Below are 19,120 nucleotides of genomic sequence, written 5' to 3' on the forward strand. Positions count from 1 at the left end.
ACCGGCAGGATCGCCATTGGTGGCTGGTGTGGGGAGGATTCGCTAGGCGAGTGGCCGAAGGTCCGGCGGGCAGTGCCGGGCAAGGGCGTCGACGAGGGCGTGGATGTCGTCCGGGCGGTGGTGGAGGGTGATCGTCACCCGCAGACCGGCCTGTCGCAGCGGAACGGCCGGGAAGATCGCGAGGTTGGTGTAGATGCCTTCGGCGAGTAGGTGTCTGCCGACTTCGCGGGCGATGTCCGGATGTCCGAAGGTGACGTGGCGGATCGGGCTGATCGACGAATTCGCCAGGGGCAGACCGGCTTCGAGCATGAGGCTGGTGCACAGTTCGATGCGGGCGCGCAATGCCGCCTGCCGTTCGGCCAGTTCCGGGCCGAGGTGGATGTGGGCGGAGGCCACCGCCGCACCGAGCATCGGCGGCTGGATCGGTCCGGAGAAGACCGCGGGACCACCGAGTATTCGCAGCCGCTTCTTCATTGCCGCCGACCGCAGCACCAGGGCGGCACCCGCCGCCGCGAAGGATTTGTTCAACGAGGCGGCGACGACAACCCGTTCGTGTCCGGCCAGCAGGTCCAGCGTCGGGCCGTGGCCGTGGCGACCGGACCACCCGATCCCGTGCGAGTCGTCCATGTACAGGTGCAACTGCTCGAAACGCCGCAGCAGCGCCGCCAATGCCGGCAGCGGTGCCAGGTCGCCGAACATGCTGTAGACGCCGTCGGCCAGGTACCACACCCGCTCGTGCGCCGCCGCGAGCCGCTCGATGGCCCGCTCGAGGCGTACGAGGTCATTGTGCGGCACGAACTCGAGTGTCGTACCCCGCGCATTGAGCTGCGGTGCCACCGATTGGACGCTGTGGTGGACCTGTCGATCGAAGATGACCGCGTCGGCGGTCCCCACCACGACGGGTAGCGCCGTGAAGTGCGCCAGCGTCGTGCTCGGCGCGACCAGGACGTGACCGTCGAACATGTCGCCGAGCAACCGTTCCAGCAGTGGATACGCCGGCGCCTCCAGATAGGCGCGGGAGGAAGCGAATTGCGTGCCGTAGCGCATGACCGCCGCGATGGCGGCCTTGCGCAGCCGCGCGTCCAGCTCCAGTCCCAGATACCCGCACGCCCCGAAGTTCAGCAGCGACCGGCCGTCCAATCGGACGGTGCGGCCGTCCAACGCGTCGTCCTCGGCGCTGCGCATGAGCAACCCGTCCGCGAGACCCGCGGCGGCGAGATCCTCGGTCAGGGTGGATATCTCCGGTTCGGTCCGCACGTCGCGCCCTCGCGTGATCGTAGGTGGAAGTGATTGCAGTGCACAGCATGTCGCGGACTCGCGGCGAACTGAAGGGAGCGGTCCACACAGCGAACCGGCAGCTGGGTGCGCACGCGGGCCGGTGCCGACAATGAACCGCATGACGACAACGACCGACCGAACCGAAGCCGACACGGTATCGGTGGACGCCATCATCGACGCGCTGTACGACGTGATCTCGGGCCCGCCGGGCGACCGCGATTTCGATCGGATGCGCGCGCTGTTCCTGCCGGGTGCGCGGTTGATCCCGAGCGCACCGCTCACCGAGCATCACCCCGGCGGCCAGCCGCTGGATTGTGACGCGTTCATCGCGGAGATCCGGCCGCTGCTCCAGGTGCAGTCCTTCTATGAAGCCGAAATAGCCCGCCGCACCGAGCGGTTCGGCGCGGTGGTGCACGCGATGAGCACCTACGAGTCCCGGCTGACACCGGATGGCGCCCCGGTCATCCGCGGCGTCAACAGCATTCAGCTGCTGCACAAAGACGGACGCTGGTGGGTGGTGACGATCCTCTGGGACGAAGAGTCCGAGCAGCAACCGATCCCGGCGCGCTACCTACCGCCCGCGTAATCCTGCTGACCGCGTAATCCTGCTGACTGGGCCTATTCGTCTTCGTCGGGGTGCAGCAGTCGCTGGGGGCCGGAGCCGTGTTCGGCGAGGGTGTCGGCGGGGTTCAGGACGTAGCAGCGGCGTAGCGACAGGCAGCCGCAGCCGATGCAGCCGGTCAGTTCGCGCTGGAGCTGTTCGATCTCTTTGCGGCGGGCCTCGAGGGTGTCGCTCCAGCGCTTGGCGATTCGATCCCAGTCGCGCTTGCTCGGCATGCGTTCCTCGGGAAGGCCGTCGAACGCTTCGGCCACCTCGGCCAGCGGGATGCCGAGCCGTTTCGCGAACAGCACCAACGACAGCCGGCGTAGCACGTGACGGCGGTAGCGGCGCTGGTTACCGGAGGTGCGGACCGAGTTGATCAGCCCCTGGTCCTCGTAGAAGCGGACCGCGGAGGTCGCGACGCCCGCGCGCTCGGCGACTTCGCCGATGGTGAGCAGATCGGTGGGTTTGGCCATGTAGCGCTCTCTTGACTTCAAGTGGACTTTAAGTTCTAGCCTAGCTCGTTGTGACTGCGACTTCATCGAATACCCCATCAGCCGAGGTAGATACGGATAGCGCGACAACCGCCGAAGGCACCGGACGCTGGTCCGAACTGTTCACCGCGCGACATCTGCCGACCGTGCTGATCCTGGCGGGCGGCGTCGCGCTGTACGCGATGAACCTCTACTTCACCGCCGCGCTGATGCCGTCGATCGTCGACGACATCGGTGGCGAGCGGTACTACGCCTGGGTCGCGACCGGCTTCCTGATGGCCGCCGTGATCGCCTCCATGCTGGTCAGCCGCATCCTGGCCGCGCGCGGCGCGGCGTTCGCCTACCTCGCCGGGTTCCTGATCTTCGCGGCGGGCGCGGCGATCAACGCGCTCAGTCCGACCATGGAGGTACTCGTCGCAGGGCGCGTCGTGCAGGGCTTCGGCGGCGGCCTGCTCGCGGGCCTCGGCTTCGCCGTCATCAGAACCGCACTGCCGGAACATCTTTGGGGTCGCGCGGCCGGGCTGGTCTCCGCGATGTGGGGTGTCGGCGCGCTGATCGGGCCCGCGCTCGGCGGCGTCTTCGCCGAGCTCGGTCTGTGGCGGTGGGCGTACGGGCTGCTGCTCGCCGTGGCGCTGCTGCTCGCCGCGCTCACCCGGCGCGCGCTGCCGCGCCGGACGGCGGCGGCGGGGGAGCAGGCCCCGGTTCCCGCGCTGTCGCTGTTGCTGCTGACCCTCGCTGCGACCGCGTTCAGTCTCAGTTCCACTGTGCCGCTGGGTATCGCGACTGCCGTCGCATTGGCGGCCGGTGTCGCGCTGATCGCGGCGTTCCTGGTCGTCGAGGCGAAGGGCTCGGTCAGTGTGCTACCGCGACTGACCTACGTCCGCGGCGCCTCGCTGAAGTGGATCTACCTCACCGTCGCCGCGCTGTGCGCGGGGGTGATGACGGAGAACTTCATCCCGCTGTTCGGGCAGCAGCTCGGCGGTCTTTCGCCGCTGGCCGCCGGATTCCTCGGGGCGGCGCTGTCGGTGGGCTGGGTGGTCGCGCAGATTCCCAGCGTCAGCCTGGCCGGTCGCGGTGCGCGGCGCGCGATCCGCATCGCCCCGCTGATCCTGACCGGCGGCCTGGTCGCCTACGGTGTGCTGCAGGCCGACGGTGCCGCCACTGTCCTCGTGATCGGTTGGGCCGTCTTCCTTTTCATCGCAGGCCTCGGCATCGGCCTGGCTTTCCCGCACCTGGGCGTCGCCGCCATGGGTAGCACGGACGACCCGGCCGAAGGCGCGAAAGCCGCTGCCTCCCTGAGCACCACGCAGCTGATCGCCTACGCCGTGGCCTCCGCCGTCGCGGGCACGCTCATGCGCATCGGCGACGACACGGTGGTCGACTCCGCCCGCCTGATGGTCCTCGGCATGGCGGTGGTCACCGCGCTGGGCACGGCCACGGCTGCCTTCGCGACCCGCAGGCGGAAGCAGTCCGCGTAGTCCGCCACCGCGATCGGCCGTGCCGCGTCGGGCCCATGGGAGCCTGCGGCCACGGGCAGGCGGACGGCCGGTCGCGGGGGATCCTCCGGTGGGATGCGGTACCCGCCCGGATCTGGCGGGTGGGGGCAGCGCATCGAGTACCGACTACTCGTGCTGTCGCGCCGCCCGGTTCTTAGGGTTGGTGCACAGGGTGGCGCGGGTGTCGCGGGGTCCGCCACTTCGATCCATCGGTAAGGCGGGACCACCATGCATCTGGAAGATCGAGTAGATGCGGCGCTCCAAGGGCGCGGGCAGTTCACGGGCAAGGCCTATCTGTTCCAGGGCGACCGTTACGTGCGGTGGGATTGGCGCAACGACCGGGAGGACTTCGGCTATCCGCGGAATATGACCGAATGGCATCCGCCGGGCCGATTGCTCTCGGGTTTCGACGCGGCCGTGAACGGGTTCGGCGAGTTCGCCGACAAGGCCTACTTTTTCAAAGGTAACCGGTACGACCGTTACGACTGGGCCACCGACACTTTCGATCTGGTCGACCGGGATATCGCGCTGTGGCGGCTGCCCGCCGAGTTCCTGTCCGGTGTGGACGCGGTGCTGGACGGTCAGGGTCGGTTCCGTGGCCGTACCTATTTCTTCAAGGGCAGCAAGTATGTCGCCTATGTCTGGGCGACCGATGCGACCGAAGGCATCAAGGACATGTCCGCGTGGAATCTGCCCGCGGACTTCGGCTCCGGGGTCGATGCGGCGATCAACGGCGGCGGGGACTTCACGAACTTCGCCTACTTCTTCAAAGACGGCCGGTACGCCAGGTACGACTGGGGCGCCGACGCGCCGTCGCCCGGGTATCCGCACTCGATCGCCGGTGAATGGAAGCACGGCGTCGCGGTCTGGGCGCAGATCGATACCGCCTTGAATGTCGGACCGGATGCCCGGCTGCTCGAGGCGGACAATTCGACGCTCAGCAAACTGCCCTATCCGCTCGGCACGACACGCGGCCAGGCCGGGTGGGATACCGGACTGACCTTCGGTAGTTCGAACAGCCTGCGGCGACAGCTGGTCGACGAACCGCTGGACGTGCCGAACTTCGTGTGCGGCAATCTGTTCCAGAGCTGTGGTCCGTTGCAGCGCGGACAGGTGTCCCGGCTTGCCATCAACGCCCACGGCGAGTCCGGTGAGGTCGCGATCAACGGCGCCGCGGTGGACCGGGTGCGGTTGACTCCGATCACGCTCGCCACCAATACGGGGCTGCGGAATGACCTGGCCGCCATCAGAGATGCGCTCGACCCGACCGCACCGGTGATGTTGTTCGGCTGCCTGGCGGGCCGGAACTCGCCGGGAACCGCTTTGCTGATCGCCCTGTCGGTGTTCTTCGCCGGGCACCGGGTGGTCGGATTCACCACGATCGGCTATTCGCACGGTGCACGGCAGTCGCGCGGTGGCGGTTTCACCAACCCGGGGATGCGCGATACCGTCCACCTGTTCCCGGCGAAAAGTGAGGCCGAGGAATCCCAGCGCTACGACGCGATCTGGAACGACCTGAACGCATTGCCGTGGTGTTCGGAATTCTCGCCGCACGCCAAGGTCGCGCTCAACGGCTTCATAATCAGCGGCCCACCCGACGAGTTCTGAATCCGCGCCGCGAATCCCCAGTCGAATCCCCAGTTCGTCCGCTTCAACTGCGGTGTGCGCCATGCACATAATCGTTGTAGACAATCAGAAGCATCTGCTTTTCGGATGATTGGGCTGTTACATCATTGCTCGCCGCCACGTCCGGCACATCGCGGTCGTCCGTGGCGCCATAAAGATTCATGAGGAACGGCGATGAAAACACATTCGGCGAAAATTGCTCGCGTATCCGCGATCTCGGCGCTCGTATCGCTGGCGCTCGCACCCGCGGCGCTGTTGTCGGGGCCTGCTTCGGCGGGCCCTGCTGCGGCGGAGGCCACTGCGGCGGGGCCGGTGACCGTCAACTTCAAATGTCAGGCCAGGCCGCCGATCGGCGCACCGCAGGAATCGACGATGACCATGCAGGTCACCGGAACGGCACCGGCCACCGCGGCTCCCGGTGCCGCGGTCGGCATCACGCTGACCGCGGGCCAGGGGCAGATTCCAGGCACGCAGGGCGGGTACAAGATCAATTACGTGCGTGACCTGGCGCTGACCGCACCCTTCCCGACCAACTCCACCTATGTGTCCTCGTCGCTGTCCGGCGGGACCGTCAACGCGACGATCAACACCAGCGGCGGCAAAGCCGTCATGAAGGTGACAAACCGGCTGCCCGGTGGCTCGACGTTCACTTTGCCCGCCCTCGGCGTGAACGTGACGGCGGGCAACTCCGGCTCGATCACGACCACACTGGCCGGTACGAGCTATGCCGATCCGGGCTTGACCATGGTCGTCAATGCCCAGGCGGGGTTCTTCGCGGTGGACGTCCCGGTGTCCTGTTATCCGGACCCGGCGCCGATCTTCACCACCACCGTCATCGGCCCCAACGCACCGGCACCGGCACCGGCGCCCCGACCCACCCAACCGACCGACCCGGGCGTCTTCACCCTGCTGCCCGACCTCGGCCTGGACCGAGCACAGTAACCATCGCGGCTGGTGCGGTATCGGTCACGACCGATACCGCACCGAGCGATCTCCGCTACCAGTGGCTTACTCAGAAGCGTTCGGCGCCAAGTGTTCTCGAAGCAGGCCCGCTCAGAGCGCTGCGATGGGCAGCGGATCCTGGGCCAGGAATCGGTGCCCGTTCTCGGCGCCGACGCGCACGGCCGCGAAGCCGTAGTCGATCATTTCCGCCTCGTACTCGCGCAGTTCCGTGATCAGATCACGCCCGGTCGCCGCTCGGCGCAGCGCCGAGCACAGGCGGGCGGCGTCGCGCAGTGCGGTGCAGGCGCCGACGCCCGAGGCGGGGCTCATCGCGTGGATGGCGTCGCCGAGCAGGGTCACCCGCGTGGTCGGCCAGGCGGGGATGGGCACGCTGCTGCGCATGATCAGCGGGAAAATCGAGGCGGGGTCGATGTGGGCGACGATATCGCGCAGCCGTGGATGCCAGTCGCGTACCGCGTCCGTGACGATCGAGTGCATCGCGGGACCGTCGAGTGCGCGCAGCCGATCATCGGGCAAACCCAGCCGTTCGCGGCGCGCGCCGAAAGCGCACACCGCGTAGTCGGACACCGGGAGCAGGCGCAGTCCCGGCAGCAGCGCCCCGGCGACGGTGTGCGGCGGCTCCGGAAACCGCATCGGCCCGATACCCAGATGAGTGCCGGCGCCGCCCGCGATGACGGTATAGACCCCGAACATGTAGTCGTCGAACAGGTTTCGGGTTTCGTTCGTGAGCGGGACAATGGCGTGCAGGCCGCGCACGCCGGTATCCACCACCCGCGCGTGCGGCAGATAGCGTTGGCGGACCACGGAATTCACGCCGTCGGCGCCGACCAGCACATCGCCGGTGATACGACTGCCGTCGGCGAAGCAGGCGGTCGGCCTGCCGTCGGGTCCGAGACGAAACTCCCGCATCTCCTTGCCGAAGTGCACCCGGTCTTCGATCCCGGCGAGCAGGATCTGCCGCAGCACCAGCCGGTCGACCGCGAAATCCACGACGCCCGGCGCCGACGGCCTGACGGTCAGCTCGTCGAGTTGGGCATTCAGCACCGTGAATCGCGGGGTTACGACGGCCGCGGTGGCGTCGAAAACCCGCATCAGAGTGGGGGATAGCAGTTCCTGGAGCGTATCGCGGGTCCGGCCGTCGAGGTGCAGCCGATAACCCTGCGCTCGCGCGGTGAGCGCGTCGTCGCGCTCGAAGACGGTGACGTCGATTCCGGCCCTGACCAATCCCTGCGCCAAGGCGAGGCCGCCGAGTCCGGCGCCGATGACAACGACATGATTGTTCGACATGAACAGTCCCTTCGCATGCAGCATCAATGGAAGGGACGCACAGGTCGCACCCTGACGGGTGTCGGAGTTCGGCTACGAGAGCTGTCCGGACTAACCGAACCGGACTGTGTCTTCGCGCGTCCGCCGAGAACGATAACCGGCGCTGACACGGTGCGCAACAGTCGATCTCAGGCCGCACCGGGGGTGGGCAAAAGGTCAGGCCCGGCGTGGGGCCGGGCCTGACGATCGGCTCGAAAGGTTAGATTTCGGTTAGTTCTAGTCGTTGGCCTGCAGGTTCGGCATCTTGACGGCCTTGGTGGCGTTGACCACCTGGGTGCAGTCGGCCGCTGTCGTTCCGGCAGTCCCGTTGCGGACGTTGGTCTTGCACGCTGCCGCCAGCGCGCTGCCCAGTGCCGCGTAGTTGGAGTTGGAGGTCAAAATCGTCTGCGTGGTCCAGTACAGCGCGGCGGTCTTCGGGATGCCGATGCCGGTGACGGATACGCCGTTGAGGCTGCCGCCGTCGACCATGAGCTGTGCGGCCTTGTTGCCGACACCGCTGTTGGTGTGGACTCCGCCGTTGTCTCCGGAACCGGAGTACCAGTAGGTGCCCCGGTAGGTGTCCGGGTCCTGGAAGGCGTTCGGATTCTTCATATCGCGGATCACGCCGATGGCGCTGCAAGCGCCGAGCCGCCACCGATTGGCCGGGGTGTTGCAGGTATTGCTGGTGTTCACCAGGAAGGTGAGCTCGCCGAAGATATCCGACATGGATTCATTGATCGCGCCCGGCTCGTTGCGGTAGACAAGGCCGCTGGTGTGCTGGGTGACGCCGTGGGTGAGCTCATGGCCGGTGATGTCCTCGGTGGTGAGACCCGAGCCGTAGGCCATGTAGCTGCCGGACCAGAAGGCGTTGCGGTACGGGCACGCCGTGGTGGTGCAGAGACGAACGGTGCCGCGCAACGCTTTTCCGTTGCCGTCTCCGGTGTCGGAGCCGATGAGGTTGGTCAGGCTGGCCAGCGGGGTGTACTTGGCGTAGAACGCCTCGGTGTTGCCCAGGTAGTCGTAGATCTGGTTGACATCCTGCACCGCGACCGGACCCTGGCCTTCCTTCCTGGTGGCCCGGAGGCTACCGGTGCCGCACGCGGCCTGGCTGGGGTCGATCCGCCGGTTCGCGTTGTCGCACACGACACGGTTCAGGTGCTTGACCACGCTCCAGCTGTCGAGCACCTTGTCGGTGTTGGTGGCATCGACGAACACGATCCACTGCGTGGGTTCGCCTTCCGCGTCGACCTCGCCGTTGACCTCGACCTTGAATGCCGGAACGGCCACGCTCTGCGCGTCGTCCTTGGCGGCCAGTTTCGGGTCGTACCAGTAGGCCTTGGTCTCGGCCGCGGCCAGCTTGTCGGCCGGCGTCTTGCTCTCGTCCGCGACCTTCTTCACCGCGGTGGCCGCCACCTGGTCCGACGGAGTCGTCGTCGCGAACTTGCCCTCCGACTTCTTCGATACCGAACCGGTCGCCGAGATCAGCGAGCCGTCGGCGGCCAGGGACTGTGCCACCGACGCGCTGAACACCGGCACCGAGTCGATCTCCTGACGCAGGCGTACGGTGGCCCCCTCACCGACCGGGAACACCGAATCCACGACGAGTTCGCCGACGATATCGCCGTTCTGGCCGAGAACCTTCGTCACGCCAGGAACATGTGCGAGTGCCGCGGCGGGTGCTTCGGCGGCGGTTCCTCCTGGAACCGACAGCGGTTCCTTGGGTATCACCTGCAGGACGGTGCCTTGGGGATCCGACAGCACGTCCTTCGGCACCGCGGACAGATCGCCCGGCAGGGACGGCAAGGACGGTGGCTCGCCATAGGCACCGGGGCCATAGGTGAACACGATCGCCGCGGTGGCGAATATCGCGCAGGCGGAAGATCGTAATGCCCGTTTATGTGTGTGTCTCATAGCCAAGTAAAAACACGTCTCGTAGCCTTCCCAACTGAGGAATAAACTGGGGAATCGGCGGATGGGACCGAGAAAGCCGTCTGGCCAGCGGTAAGCCGCGGTAGCAAATGTTCCGCGCCTCAATTGGCCGGTGCTACCGGCTGTATGATCGAGTCCATCGGCAGCAGAGGCAACTCGGGCAATGATCGAACTGGGTAGCCCGGTTCGGGCGGCTCTGTCCAGTGAAGATCATTGTGGAATCACCTACTTGACCCAAGGTCGGGCAGATGTGCGCAACGATCGAAATCAGGACTCCGGGGGAGAGCCTTGCCCGCGGTCCGGGACCGCACGCGCGACGAATCGCGTGCGTACACGCCCAGGCCACGAGCACTCGTGGGCCGCCCCGTGGTCACGGGCCCGATGAGCCCGGCCGGAATCGCGGTCGAGTGATTCTCCCTTTCGGGTGACATGCTCCCGTGAATCTTGCCGCGATCACATTTCGACGCCGGAGCGCGACAATGTAAAGTCGCACACGAATACATTCCATGCGGTGATTGACGAAACGGGCCATTTAATTGCGGCCAGTTACCCATGTCGTCGTTTTTGACGCGCCTATTGATGGCGTAATAGTGGAATGTCGGCCGGTGCCGCCATGGCTGTGGCGTAATCGGCGGCTGTCTATTGGTCGGGATAAATTCTGCGGCCGGTGTGCCGGTGCGATTTTCGACGCGCAGGAGTCGCCGAGGGCTACTGTCAGTCCTGGCGGGTGAATCGGACCTCGACGTCGGTCCCGTTGTCGATCGAGCGGTTGTAGGCCAGGTTGGCGCGGCCCGCGTCATCGAGGGCCACCGATTGGAAATCGCCCAGTTCGCGGTTGGCGGAGCAGGTCGTACCGCCCGTGCAGATCGGACCGGTTTTCGCCGGGGTGGGATCTGCCGTGTGCAGCGGGCCGAAACTTGCCGCGAAATCGGTGCTTTCGAGGTAGGACTCGTACCAGGGCACGCCGTCGGCGGTGCTGTCGGCGGTGGCGTCGGTGCTGTTCCAGTACAGGGAGACGGCGACCTTGCCGCCCTTGGCCGCCACCCACGGGTATACCGAAGTGCCGGAGCCGACAACGGTTTTCGGCGCGGTCCAGGTGTCACCCCAATCGGTCGAGGTGGCAAGGTGAACCGAGCTGCGCCCGCCCGCGACCCGCAGCCAGACCGCGACCAACCGGCCGTCACCGGCATCGGCGACGGTGGGGAAGTTGAGGGTGGTGTCCGAACTCCCCACCGCCGCCAAGGTTTTCACCGACCACGTGAGCCCGCCATCGATCGAACGGCTGAACCCGACCCCGCCGTTGAGTGCGTTGAAGATGACTCCGACCTTGTCGCCGAGCGGCCCACCGCTCGCGGCGATGACACCGCCCGGCGAGCAGGTCAGGCAGCCGCCCTGGTCGAGCACGGTGGCGGCCACGGTGGTCAGCGGGTAGAACAGGCCGTCACCGAACGACCTCGATACCGCGACCCCGCTGGGAAGCTGGTGGTACGCAAGGTAAGTCGCCGATCCCGTACTCGCAAGCCACTGCCGGTCCTGGATCGGCAGGCCCGCGATCGGGACCGCGGTCCACCCGTCGCCGCGGTCGGTCGATCGGCTCGCGGTCGAACTGCCCGCCCACAGGTCGGCGAAGGCCAGATCGCCGTTGGGTGCGATCGACAGCGCGGCGTCTCCGCCACCGGGCCACCACCCGCGCATGCCCGGCGGCGTGGCCGTCCAACTCGTCCCGGCGTCCGGTGACCGAAAAACGCTGCTGGGACTCGAGATACCGCCCGACAGCACGCCGGTCGGTCCCTCGATGTACAGCGTTCCATCCGGCGCGACCTGTATCCCGGGCTCGAAAGCCCTGTGCCCGACCACAACCGGTGTCCGGAACGGGCTCGCCGCTGCGGCCTGTTTACTCCCGGACCCGGTCGAGCTCCCGGCCAGGAACAACGCCGATGCCAGGGCGACCAACACCCCGCCGCGCACCAGACCCATCGCAGATCACTCCCTTCGCGCCGCCGAGTTCATTCATGGCGACCGGACCACGGTGATTCGGATTCCGGAGCCCGCCGGACGGCCCGGTTGTCGAATCGACCGGCGGGCGGCGGGGTTTCGGTCGCCGCTGTGTCGCGGGCGCTCGACGATCGGCCCTCGGTGAGTCCGCGGGCGCGGGCCCGGGTGCAGGCCGGATATCTGCGGCCAGCTGTTGTCAGTCGAGTAGCCGGTTGACCGCGTTGCGCGCGCGGGTCAGAGCGTCGGTCCGGCCGAGAAGCTGGCGGTCGTGATTCGCCTGGAGCACCATGGCGTGGAGTTCGAAGACGAGCTGCTCGACATCGGTGTCCGGCGGCAGCTCGTGCAGGCGACGGGCGAGTTCGACGTCGCGGTGAAGCAGGGCATCGGCCCGCCCGACCGCGACGGTGACGGCGTCTCGGACGGGCCCGGACCGGCCGTCGAGTTCGCTTGCGGCAGCGACGAAGAGGCATCCGCCCTCGAAGGTCTCCAGGTAGTCGATCCACAACGACATCAACGCGCGCAGTCGCGGCAGCCCGGCGGGCTGCTGTTCGGCGGGGAGCAGGACGTCGCGCTCGAAGACCTGTGATGCGGCGGCGACGATCGAGAGTTGGAGTTCCTGCTTGGTGCCGAAGAGGGACTGGATGCCGCTCTTGCTGGTGTTCAGAGCCTCCGCCAGTCGCCCGAGCGTAAGTCCCTCCAGACCTTCCATCGATGCGACGTGTACCGCGCGATCGACGATCGCGGCGCGACGCGTGTCACCTGTTCGAGTCATGCGTACGATCGTATCGAATCTTACGTCCGTACGATCGTACGCCTTGACGCATACGATCGTATATTTTAGTGTCGACTTGTCCCGACCTGAGGAGTTTCGATGACAATCCAACCGGCGACCTTGGATCTTTCCGAGATCACGAGACGATATTTCGCGGCGTGGGAGGCGCACGACGTCGACGCGATCGTTGCTCTGCACACCCCTGACTCGCGGTTCCAGGCCCACGGTCGCGGCACTGCCGTCCGTGGTCGCGAGGCGCTACGTCGCGAGTTCGCGCAGGTTTTCGAGCGCTACCCGGGGTTCGGTTTCGAGGAGCGGCGTGTGTTGTTCGGCAGCGGGCATTGGGTTCTGGACTGGACGCTGACCTTCCGGCGGCCCGGTGAGGATCGCCGGGGCGTCCATTGCCTCGACGTCGTCGAGGTGGCGTCCGACGGACTCGTCGCACGGAAGGACACGTTCTTCGATTTCGCCGAATTGAAGGCCGCATTCGGGGGTGCGGCGTGAGCGCGCTCGAGCCGGTCACGCGATTGTTCGATCGGGCGTTGCTCGATGCGCTGCCGGTCGAGCATCTCTGCGATCTCAGCATCGACCTCGAGCCCGCGCAGATGATCTCGACGCCGCTCGGCACTCGGATGACATTCGTGACCAAGGGCGGTCGCTTCCACGGGCCCGGCTTCCGCGGCGAAATGCTGCCAGGCGGCGGCGACTGGGTCTGGCTGGGGGCCGATGGGGTCAGTCGCATGGACGTTCGCGCGACACTGCGCACCGACGACGGCGTCCTCATCCACTACGAGTCCAACGGAGTGCTTCGCTTCCCGCCCGACGGACGGCAGCGCCTGGCAAACGGGGAACGGCTGTCCGTGGACGAGAGTTATGTGCGGCCGACTCCCAGGTTCGAGACCTCCGACGAACGCTACTCATGGCTGTGCGGGCTGGTTGTTGTCGGCTACGGCGAATACGGCGAGGGCCGCATCGACCACCGGATGTATCGGATTCTGTAGCAGGAGCTGTCCTGTCGCACCCGTTGCCTGACCGCGAGCCCGGCACGCGCGGAATCAGGACTTGACGCGGACCCGTGTAATCGTTTCCAATCCTTGCTGTAAACGATTACACGGAGGTGGTGTTGCCGTGGTGAGCATCAAGGATGTTGCCGCCGAGGCGGGGGTTTCGGTCGCCACCGTGTCGCGGGCGCTCAACGATCGGCCCTCGGTCAGTCCGGAGGCGCGGGCTCGGGTGCTTGCCGCCGTTGAAGCGCTCGGATACCGGCCGAATGTGGTCGCCAGGTCGCTGCGCACCGATCAGACCCGCACACTCGGCCTGGTCATCAGCGACGTGCTCAATCCGTATTTCACCGAGCTGGCGCGCTCGGTCGAGGAACAGGCGCGCGAACTCGGCTACAGCGTCATCATCGGCAACGCCGACGAGCGGCCGGAACTGCAGGACCATCACATTCGGACGCTGCTCGACCGGCGCATCGACGGGCTGCTCGTCTCGCCGGCCGACGGTGGTTCGCCGCTGGTGTACGACGCCGCCTGCGCGGGCGGCCCGATGGTGTTCGTCGATCGCTGGATTCCCGACCTCGACGTGCCGGTGATCCGCGCCGACGGCCGCGCCGCCGTGCGCGACCTCGTCGCCCATCTGTATCGGCTCGGCCATCGGCGCCTGGCGATCATCGCGGGTCCGGCGACGACGACCACCGGCAGGGAGCGGATCGACGCCTTCCGCGCGGCACTGGCCACCTACGGACTCGCCTGCCCCGACGCCTACGTCGAGCACGGGGATTTCCAGGCGGTGAGCGGGCGCCGCGCGACGGAGCGCTTCCTCGCCATGCCCGAGCCGCCGGAGGTCATCTTCGCGGCGGACAACCTGATGGCGCTCGGCGCGCTGGATGCCATTCGCGCACAAGGGCTTCGGGTTCCCGACGACATCGCGCTCGCCGCATTCGACGACATCCCGTGGTTCGTCCACACCGACCCGCCGATCACCGCGATCGCGCAGCCGACCGGCGAACTCGGCCGGGCGGCGGTCCACGCCCTCGTCGACCGGATCGAGGGCAGGTCACCACAATCGGTCACGCTGCAGGCCAGGCTCATCGTGCGCCGCTCCTGTGGCGAGGCGCCGACCGGACAGAGGAGCGATACATGAGCCCCACGGACGAGCTGCTGCGCATCGAGGGGATACGCAAGGTATTCCCCGGCGTCGTCGCGCTCGACGGTGTCGACTTCGACCTGCGCCGCGGCGAGGTCCACGTCCTGCTCGGCGAGAACGGTGCGGGCAAGAGCACGCTGATCAAGACGCTGTCCGGTGCCCATCGGCCCGATGACGGACGAATCCTGTTCGACGGCACCGAGGTTCGCATCGACGGCGCACAGGATGCCGAGCGCCTCGGCATCGCGACGATCTACCAGGAGTTCAACCTCGTCCCCGACTTGACCGTCGCCGAGAACATCTTCCTCGGGCGGCAACCGCGCCGATTCGGGATGATCGACCGCAAGCGCATGGAGGCCGACGCGGCCGCGCTGCTCGAGCAGGTCGGTGTCGCGGTCTCGCCGCGCGCGCAAGTCCGCGAGCTCGGTATCGCCCGGCTGCAGATGGTCGAGATCGCCAAGGCGCTGAGCCTGCGCGCCCGGGTACTGATCATGGACGAGCCGACCGCGGTGCTCACCTCCGAGGAGGTCGAGACGCTGTTCGCGATCGTGCGCAGGCTGCGCGCGGACGGGGTCGGCATCGTCTTCATCACCCACCATCTGGAAGAGATCGCGGCGCTCGGTGACCGGGTGACGGTCATTCGCGACGGGCGCAGCGTCGGTCAGGTGCCCGCGTCCACCACGCAGGACGAGCTCGTCCGCCTGATGGTGGGGCGCTCGATCGACCAGCAGTATCCGCGCGAACGCACCGACGCCGGGCCGCCGCTGCTCGCGGTCGACAAGCTCACCCGCGCGGGCGTATTCCACGAGGTGAGCTTCCGGGTGCGGGCTGGCGAGGTGGTCGGCGTCGCCGGACTCGTCGGCGCCGGGCGCACCGAGGTGGCACGGGCGATCTTCGGCGCGGATCCGTATGACCAAGGGACCGTACAGGTTTCGGGTCGCGAGCTGCGCCGCCACGACGTGGTCGCCGCGGTCGGCGCCGGCATGGGCCTGGTGCCGGAGGACCGCAAGGGGCAGGGACTCGTCCTCGATGCCTCCGTCGAGGCGAATCTCGGCCTCGCCACGCTGCGCTCGGCCACCCGCGCCGGACTCGTCGACGGCGCGGCACAGCATCGGGCGGCGGCACGGATGGCCGCGCAGCTCGGCGTGCGGATGGCGGGCCTCGGCCAGCAGGTGCGCACTCTGTCCGGCGGCAATCAGCAGAAGGTCGTCATCGGCAAATGGCTGCTCGCCGACACCAAGGTGCTGATCCTCGACGAGCCGACCCGCGGTATCGATGTCGGCGCGAAAGTCGAGATCTACCAGCTCATCAACGCATTGACGGCGGCGGGCGCCGCGGTGCTGATGATCTCCAGCGACCTGCCGGAAGTGCTCGGCATGAGCGACCGCGTGCTGGTGATGGCCCACGGCCGGATCGTCGGCGAGCTCTCCTCCGACCAGGCGACGCAGGACGCCGTCATGGCGCTGGCCGTCACCACCCCGTCCACCGAATCCTCGATCGAACTGGAGACCAACCGTGGCCGCTGACTCGCCCGATCATCCGGCAGGCCCGCGCAGCCTCCGGCGTCTGCTGCTCGACAACGGCGCGCTCACCGCGCTCATCGTGCTCGTCATCGCGCTGTCCGCGCTGTCTGGCGACTTCCTGACGACGAACAATCTGCTGAATATCGGTGTGCAGGCGGCGGTTACCGCCATCCTCGCCTTCGGCGTCACCTTCGTGATCGTCGCGGCGGGTATCGACCTCTCGGTCGGTTCGGTCGCCGCGCTCTCGGCCACCGTCCTCGCGTGGAGCGCCACCTCGGCGGGACTTCCGGTCTGGCTCGCGGTGGTCCTCGCGGTCGGCACCGGTCTCCTGTGCGGCGGTGTCAACGGCGTGCTGATCTCCTACGGGAAGCTGCCGCCGTTCATCGCGACACTCGCCATGCTGTCGGTGGGGCGCGGTCTGTCCCTTGTGATTTCACAGGGCAGCCCGATCGCCGTGCCGGATTCGATTGCGCACCTGGGCGATACGCTCGGCGGCTGGCTACCGGTCCCGGTGCTGGTCATGATCGTGATGGGGTTGCTCACCGCGTTCATCCTCGGGCGCACCTACATCGGCCGCGCCATGTACGCGATCGGCGGCAACGAGGAAGCGGCCCGCCTGTCCGGGCTGCGGGTACAGCGGCAGAAGGTCGTCATCTACGCGCTGGCCGGGCTTTTCGCGGCGACCGCAGGCATCGTGCTCGCCGCCAGGCTGTCCTCGGCACAACCGCAGGCGGCGCAGGGCTACGAGCTCGATGCGATCGCCGCGGTGGTCATCGGCGGCGCCAGCCTGGCGGGCGGTTCGGGCAAGGCCTCCGGAACACTGGTCGGCGCACTGATTCTGGCGGTGCTGCGCAACGGCCTCAACCTGCTCTCGGTCTCCGCCTTCTGGCAGCAGGTGGTGATCGGCGTGGTCATCGCGCTCGCGGTACTGCTGGATACGTTGCGGCGCAAGGCGGGCCGGACGGCAGCGGTCGTGGTCGGCAACAGCACGGGCGGAAAGGGCCGTCAGGCACTGACATACGCACTCGCGGCCGTGGTCGCCGTCGCCGCGGTGGGCGGATTGTCGTTGCTGCACAACGGATCCTCGTCGACGGACACGAAGCTCGGCATGTCGCTGTCCACGCTGAACAACCCCTTTTTCGTGCAGATCAAGCAGGGCGCACAGGAAGAGGCGGACAAGCTCGGCGTGGACCTGACCGTGACCGACGCCCAGAACGACGCGTCACAGCAGGCGAATCAGCTGCAGAACTTCACCAGCGCGAACAGCGGGGCGATCATCGTCAACCCGGTCGATTCGGATGCGGCGGGGCCCGCGGTGCGCGCCGCGAACAAGGCCAGGATTCCGGTGGTCGCCATCGACCGCGGCGTGAACAAGGCCGAGACCGCCGCCCTCGTCGCCTCCGACAATGTCGAGGGCGGCAGGCTCGGGTCCAAGGCACTGGCCGAAAAGCTCGGCGGCCGAGGCACGATCGTCATCCTGCAGGGGCAGCCGGGCACCTCGGCGAGCCGTGAGCGCGGCGCGGGTTTCGAAGCCGGCCTGCGCGACTATCCCGGCATCACCGTCGTCGCGAAACAGCCCGCCGACTTCGACCGCACCAAGGGCCTCGACGTGATGACGAATCTGCTGCAGGCCCATCCGGATATCAAGGGCGTCTTCGCCGAGAACGACGAGATGGCGCTCGGCGCGATCAAGGCACTCGGGACGGCGGCGGGCACGTCGGTACAGGTCATCGGATTCGACGGAACCCCGGACGGATTGACCGCGGTCGAATCCGGCACGCTGTTCGCCTCGGTGGCCCAGCAGCCGAAGGAACTCGGCCGGATCGCGGTGCGCAACGCGCTGCTCGCCGCCCAGCACAAGACGGTCGAACAGACGGTGCACGTGCCGGTGCAGGTCGTGACCAAACAGAACGTGGCCGGATTCGGCAAGTGACCCGCGAAATACCAAGGGAGGCAACGCGTGGATAGCTATGACCTGCTGGTCGTCGGTTCGGCCAACGCCGATCTGATCGTCGAGGTCGAGCGGCGGCCGCTGGCGGGGGAGACGGTGCTCGGCTCCGATCTGGTCGTGCTTCCCGGCGGGAAGGGCGCCAATCAGGCGGTCGCGGCCGCCCGGCTCGGCGCGCGGACCGCGCTGCTGGCCAGGGTCGGCGATGACGCCAACGGGCGGATGCTGCTCGATGCGCAGCGCGACGCCGGTGCCGACACGACGGCCGTACTGATCGGTGGTGCGCCCACCGGCGTCGCACTGATCACGGTCGACCCGTCCGGCGACAACAGCATCGTGGTGTCGCCCGGCGCCAACGGGCGGCTCACACCGGAGGACGTACGCGGCGCGGCACACCTGCTGCGCGCCGCGCGCGTGGTGTCGGCCCAATTGGAGATACCGCTGGAGTCCGTGCTGGAGGTGGTACGAAACCTGTTGCCGCACAACCGATTTGTCTTGAACGCATCACCGCCGCGCGCATTGCCGCCCGAGCTGCTCGCGGCCTGCGACCCACTGATCGTCAACGAACACGAGGCCCGCGTGCTCCTCGGCCCGACGGCAGGCCCCGACCCCGGAGCATGGGCCGCGGCCCTGCTCGCCCTCGGCCCACGCTCCGTCGTGATCACCCTGGGCGCCGACGGTGCACTCGTCGCCGACCCGGCGGGCGCCACACCCATCCCCGCCCGCAGCGTCGAGGTCGTCGACACCACCGGAGCGGGCGACGCCTTCACCGCGGCCCTGGCCTGGCGCCTCGCCCAGGGAGAACCCCTCCCCACCGCAGCCGCCTACGCCTCCCGAGTAGGCGCCGCCGCCGTCACCAAACCAGGCGCCCAAGCGTCCTACCCCACCGCCGACCAGCTGGACGCGCTCTGAGCCCGACGCCGAGATCGACTGGGCTGCCACCAGCCGGAGGGCTCACCAGCACGGATGGCCACCTGGGCGTTGCGTTCGAGGACATTGCCAATCCTGCGCTGAAGCGCTGGTGACGCGGTTTGGACATGCG

At 67.7% G+C, this 19,120-nt stretch carries 16 protein-coding genes and 1 pseudogene; 11 read left to right on the forward strand and 6 right to left on the reverse strand.

Annotated features, from left to right (window positions below; genetic code table 11):
- Window positions 1-42: 42 nt before the first annotated feature.
- On the reverse strand, window positions 43-1,257 hold the full coding sequence (locus tag ACIG5A_RS04775) for an aminotransferase class I/II-fold pyridoxal phosphate-dependent enzyme (RefSeq protein ID WP_397237749.1): 1,215 nt from the start codon (window positions 1,255-1,257) through the stop codon (window positions 43-45).
- Between the two features lie 139 nt (window positions 1,258-1,396).
- Here ACIG5A_RS04775 and ACIG5A_RS04780 point away from each other — a divergent pair, with 139 nt between their 5' ends.
- A complete protein-coding gene (locus ACIG5A_RS04780) occupies window positions 1,397-1,864 on the forward strand; it encodes a hypothetical protein (protein WP_397237751.1) in 468 nt (155 codons plus the stop codon).
- Between the two features lie 32 nt (window positions 1,865-1,896).
- On the opposite strand, the gene soxR is transcribed toward ACIG5A_RS04780, so the two are convergent.
- The gene (gene soxR, locus ACIG5A_RS04785) at window positions 1,897-2,355 is read right to left on the reverse strand and encodes a redox-sensitive transcriptional activator SoxR (protein ID WP_397237753.1); all 459 of its coding nucleotides are present in this window, start codon (window positions 2,353-2,355) and stop codon (window positions 1,897-1,899) included.
- 50 nt (window positions 2,356-2,405) lie between these two features.
- Here soxR and ACIG5A_RS04790 point away from each other — a divergent pair, with 50 nt between their 5' ends.
- The 3 genes from ACIG5A_RS04790 to ACIG5A_RS04800 all read left to right on the forward strand — a co-directional run bounded on the left by ACIG5A_RS04790 (window position 2,406) and on the right by ACIG5A_RS04800 (window position 6,437).
- Window positions 2,406-3,851, forward strand: coding sequence for an MFS transporter (locus tag ACIG5A_RS04790; protein ID WP_397237756.1), 1,446 nt, complete (start codon window positions 2,406-2,408; stop codon window positions 3,849-3,851).
- Window positions 3,852-4,097: 246 nt separating this feature from the next.
- The gene (locus ACIG5A_RS04795) at window positions 4,098-5,477 is read left to right on the forward strand and encodes a hemopexin repeat-containing protein (protein WP_397237758.1); all 1,380 of its coding nucleotides are present in this window, start codon (window positions 4,098-4,100) and stop codon (window positions 5,475-5,477) included.
- Window positions 5,478-5,669: 192 nt separating this feature from the next.
- The gene (locus tag ACIG5A_RS04800; RefSeq protein WP_397237760.1) at window positions 5,670-6,437 is read left to right on the forward strand and encodes a hypothetical protein; all 768 of its coding nucleotides are present in this window, start codon (window positions 5,670-5,672) and stop codon (window positions 6,435-6,437) included.
- Window positions 6,438-6,548: 111 nt separating this feature from the next.
- Here ACIG5A_RS04800 and ACIG5A_RS04805 read toward each other — a convergent pair whose 3' ends face one another.
- From ACIG5A_RS04805 to ACIG5A_RS04820, 4 genes are all read right to left on the reverse strand, one after another.
- Window positions 6,549-7,745 carry an FAD-dependent oxidoreductase gene (locus tag ACIG5A_RS04805; protein ID WP_397237762.1) on the reverse strand — a complete coding sequence of 399 codons (1,197 nt, stop codon included), beginning with the start codon at window positions 7,743-7,745 and terminating at the stop codon, window positions 6,549-6,551.
- Window positions 7,746-8,000: 255 nt separating this feature from the next.
- Window positions 8,001-9,674: a M4 family metallopeptidase gene (locus ACIG5A_RS04810; RefSeq protein WP_397237764.1), complete on the reverse strand. Its 1,674-nt coding sequence runs from the start codon at window positions 9,672-9,674 to the stop codon at window positions 8,001-8,003.
- Window positions 9,675-10,406: 732 nt separating this feature from the next.
- Window positions 10,407-11,669 (reverse strand): sialidase family protein, encoded by a 1,263-nt coding sequence (locus ACIG5A_RS04815; RefSeq protein ID WP_397237766.1) that lies wholly within the window; start codon window positions 11,667-11,669, stop codon window positions 10,407-10,409.
- 214 nt (window positions 11,670-11,883) lie between these two features.
- A complete protein-coding gene (locus ACIG5A_RS04820; protein WP_397237768.1) occupies window positions 11,884-12,459 on the reverse strand; it encodes a TetR/AcrR family transcriptional regulator in 576 nt (191 codons plus the stop codon).
- Window positions 12,460-12,558: 99 nt separating this feature from the next.
- On the opposite strand from ACIG5A_RS04820, the gene ACIG5A_RS04825 reads away from it, so the two are divergent.
- The 7 genes and pseudogenes from ACIG5A_RS04825 to ACIG5A_RS04855 all read left to right on the forward strand — a co-directional run bounded on the left by ACIG5A_RS04825 (window position 12,559) and on the right by ACIG5A_RS04855 (window position 18,990).
- Window positions 12,559-12,963, forward strand: a complete 405-nt coding sequence (locus tag ACIG5A_RS04825; RefSeq protein WP_397237770.1) for a nuclear transport factor 2 family protein — start codon at window positions 12,559-12,561, stop codon at window positions 12,961-12,963.
- On the forward strand, window positions 12,960-13,460 hold the full coding sequence (locus ACIG5A_RS04830) for a DUF3237 domain-containing protein (protein WP_397237772.1): 501 nt from the start codon (window positions 12,960-12,962) through the stop codon (window positions 13,458-13,460). Before ACIG5A_RS04825 ends, ACIG5A_RS04830 begins: the two co-directional genes overlap by 4 nt.
- 130 nt (window positions 13,461-13,590) lie before the next feature.
- Entirely contained in the window at window positions 13,591-14,604 is a 1,014-nt protein-coding gene (locus ACIG5A_RS04835; protein ID WP_397237774.1) for a LacI family DNA-binding transcriptional regulator, read from the forward strand.
- Window positions 14,601-16,133: a sugar ABC transporter ATP-binding protein gene (locus ACIG5A_RS04840; RefSeq protein ID WP_397237776.1), complete on the forward strand. Its 1,533-nt coding sequence runs from the start codon at window positions 14,601-14,603 to the stop codon at window positions 16,131-16,133. The genes ACIG5A_RS04835 and ACIG5A_RS04840 overlap by 4 nt, the downstream gene beginning before the upstream one ends.
- 43 nt (window positions 16,134-16,176) lie before the next feature.
- Window positions 16,177-17,091 (forward strand): annotated as a pseudogene (locus ACIG5A_RS04845) (ABC transporter permease); the annotation flags it as partial.
- A gap of 147 nt (window positions 17,092-17,238) precedes the next feature.
- Complete coding sequence (locus tag ACIG5A_RS04850) at window positions 17,239-18,063, forward strand: D-ribose ABC transporter substrate-binding protein (RefSeq protein WP_397238808.1); 825 nt, start codon at window positions 17,239-17,241, stop codon at window positions 18,061-18,063.
- Between the two features lie 27 nt (window positions 18,064-18,090).
- Window positions 18,091-18,990 carry a ribokinase gene (locus tag ACIG5A_RS04855; protein WP_397237778.1) on the forward strand — a complete coding sequence of 300 codons (900 nt, stop codon included), beginning with the start codon at window positions 18,091-18,093 and terminating at the stop codon, window positions 18,988-18,990.
- Window positions 18,991-19,120: the final 130 nt, after the last annotated feature.

The sequence above is a fragment of the Nocardia sp. NPDC052566 genome (assembly GCF_044547285.1).
In the GTDB taxonomy this organism is placed as follows: Bacteria; Actinomycetota; Actinomycetes; order Mycobacteriales; family Mycobacteriaceae; genus Nocardia.

What these genes read in the sequence shown, in the direction of transcription:
- ACIG5A_RS04780 (WP_397237751.1), top strand. Translation starts at nt 1,397, where the DNA reads ATGACGACAACGACCGACCGAACCGAAGCCGACACGGTATCGGTGGAC.
- soxR (WP_397237753.1), bottom strand. Translation starts at nt 2,355, where the DNA reads ATGGCCAAACCCACCGATCTGCTCACCATCGGCGAAGTCGCCGAGCGC.
- ACIG5A_RS04795 (WP_397237758.1), top strand. Translation starts at nt 4,098, where the DNA reads ATGCATCTGGAAGATCGAGTAGATGCGGCGCTCCAAGGGCGCGGGCAG.
- ACIG5A_RS04800 (WP_397237760.1), top strand. Translation starts at nt 5,670, where the DNA reads ATGAAAACACATTCGGCGAAAATTGCTCGCGTATCCGCGATCTCGGCG.
- ACIG5A_RS04805 (WP_397237762.1), bottom strand. Translation starts at nt 7,745, where the DNA reads ATGTCGAACAATCATGTCGTTGTCATCGGCGCCGGACTCGGCGGCCTC.
- ACIG5A_RS04810 (WP_397237764.1), bottom strand. Translation starts at nt 9,674, where the DNA reads ATGAGACACACACATAAACGGGCATTACGATCTTCCGCCTGCGCGATA.
- ACIG5A_RS04815 (WP_397237766.1), bottom strand. Translation starts at nt 11,669, where the DNA reads ATGGGTCTGGTGCGCGGCGGGGTGTTGGTCGCCCTGGCATCGGCGTTG.
- ACIG5A_RS04820 (WP_397237768.1), bottom strand. Translation starts at nt 12,459, where the DNA reads ATGACTCGAACAGGTGACACGCGTCGCGCCGCGATCGTCGATCGCGCG.
- ACIG5A_RS04825 (WP_397237770.1), top strand. Translation starts at nt 12,559, where the DNA reads ATGACAATCCAACCGGCGACCTTGGATCTTTCCGAGATCACGAGACGA.
- ACIG5A_RS04840 (WP_397237776.1), top strand. Translation starts at nt 14,601, where the DNA reads ATGAGCCCCACGGACGAGCTGCTGCGCATCGAGGGGATACGCAAGGTA.
- ACIG5A_RS04850 (WP_397238808.1), top strand. Translation starts at nt 17,239, where the DNA reads ATGTCGCTGTCCACGCTGAACAACCCCTTTTTCGTGCAGATCAAGCAG.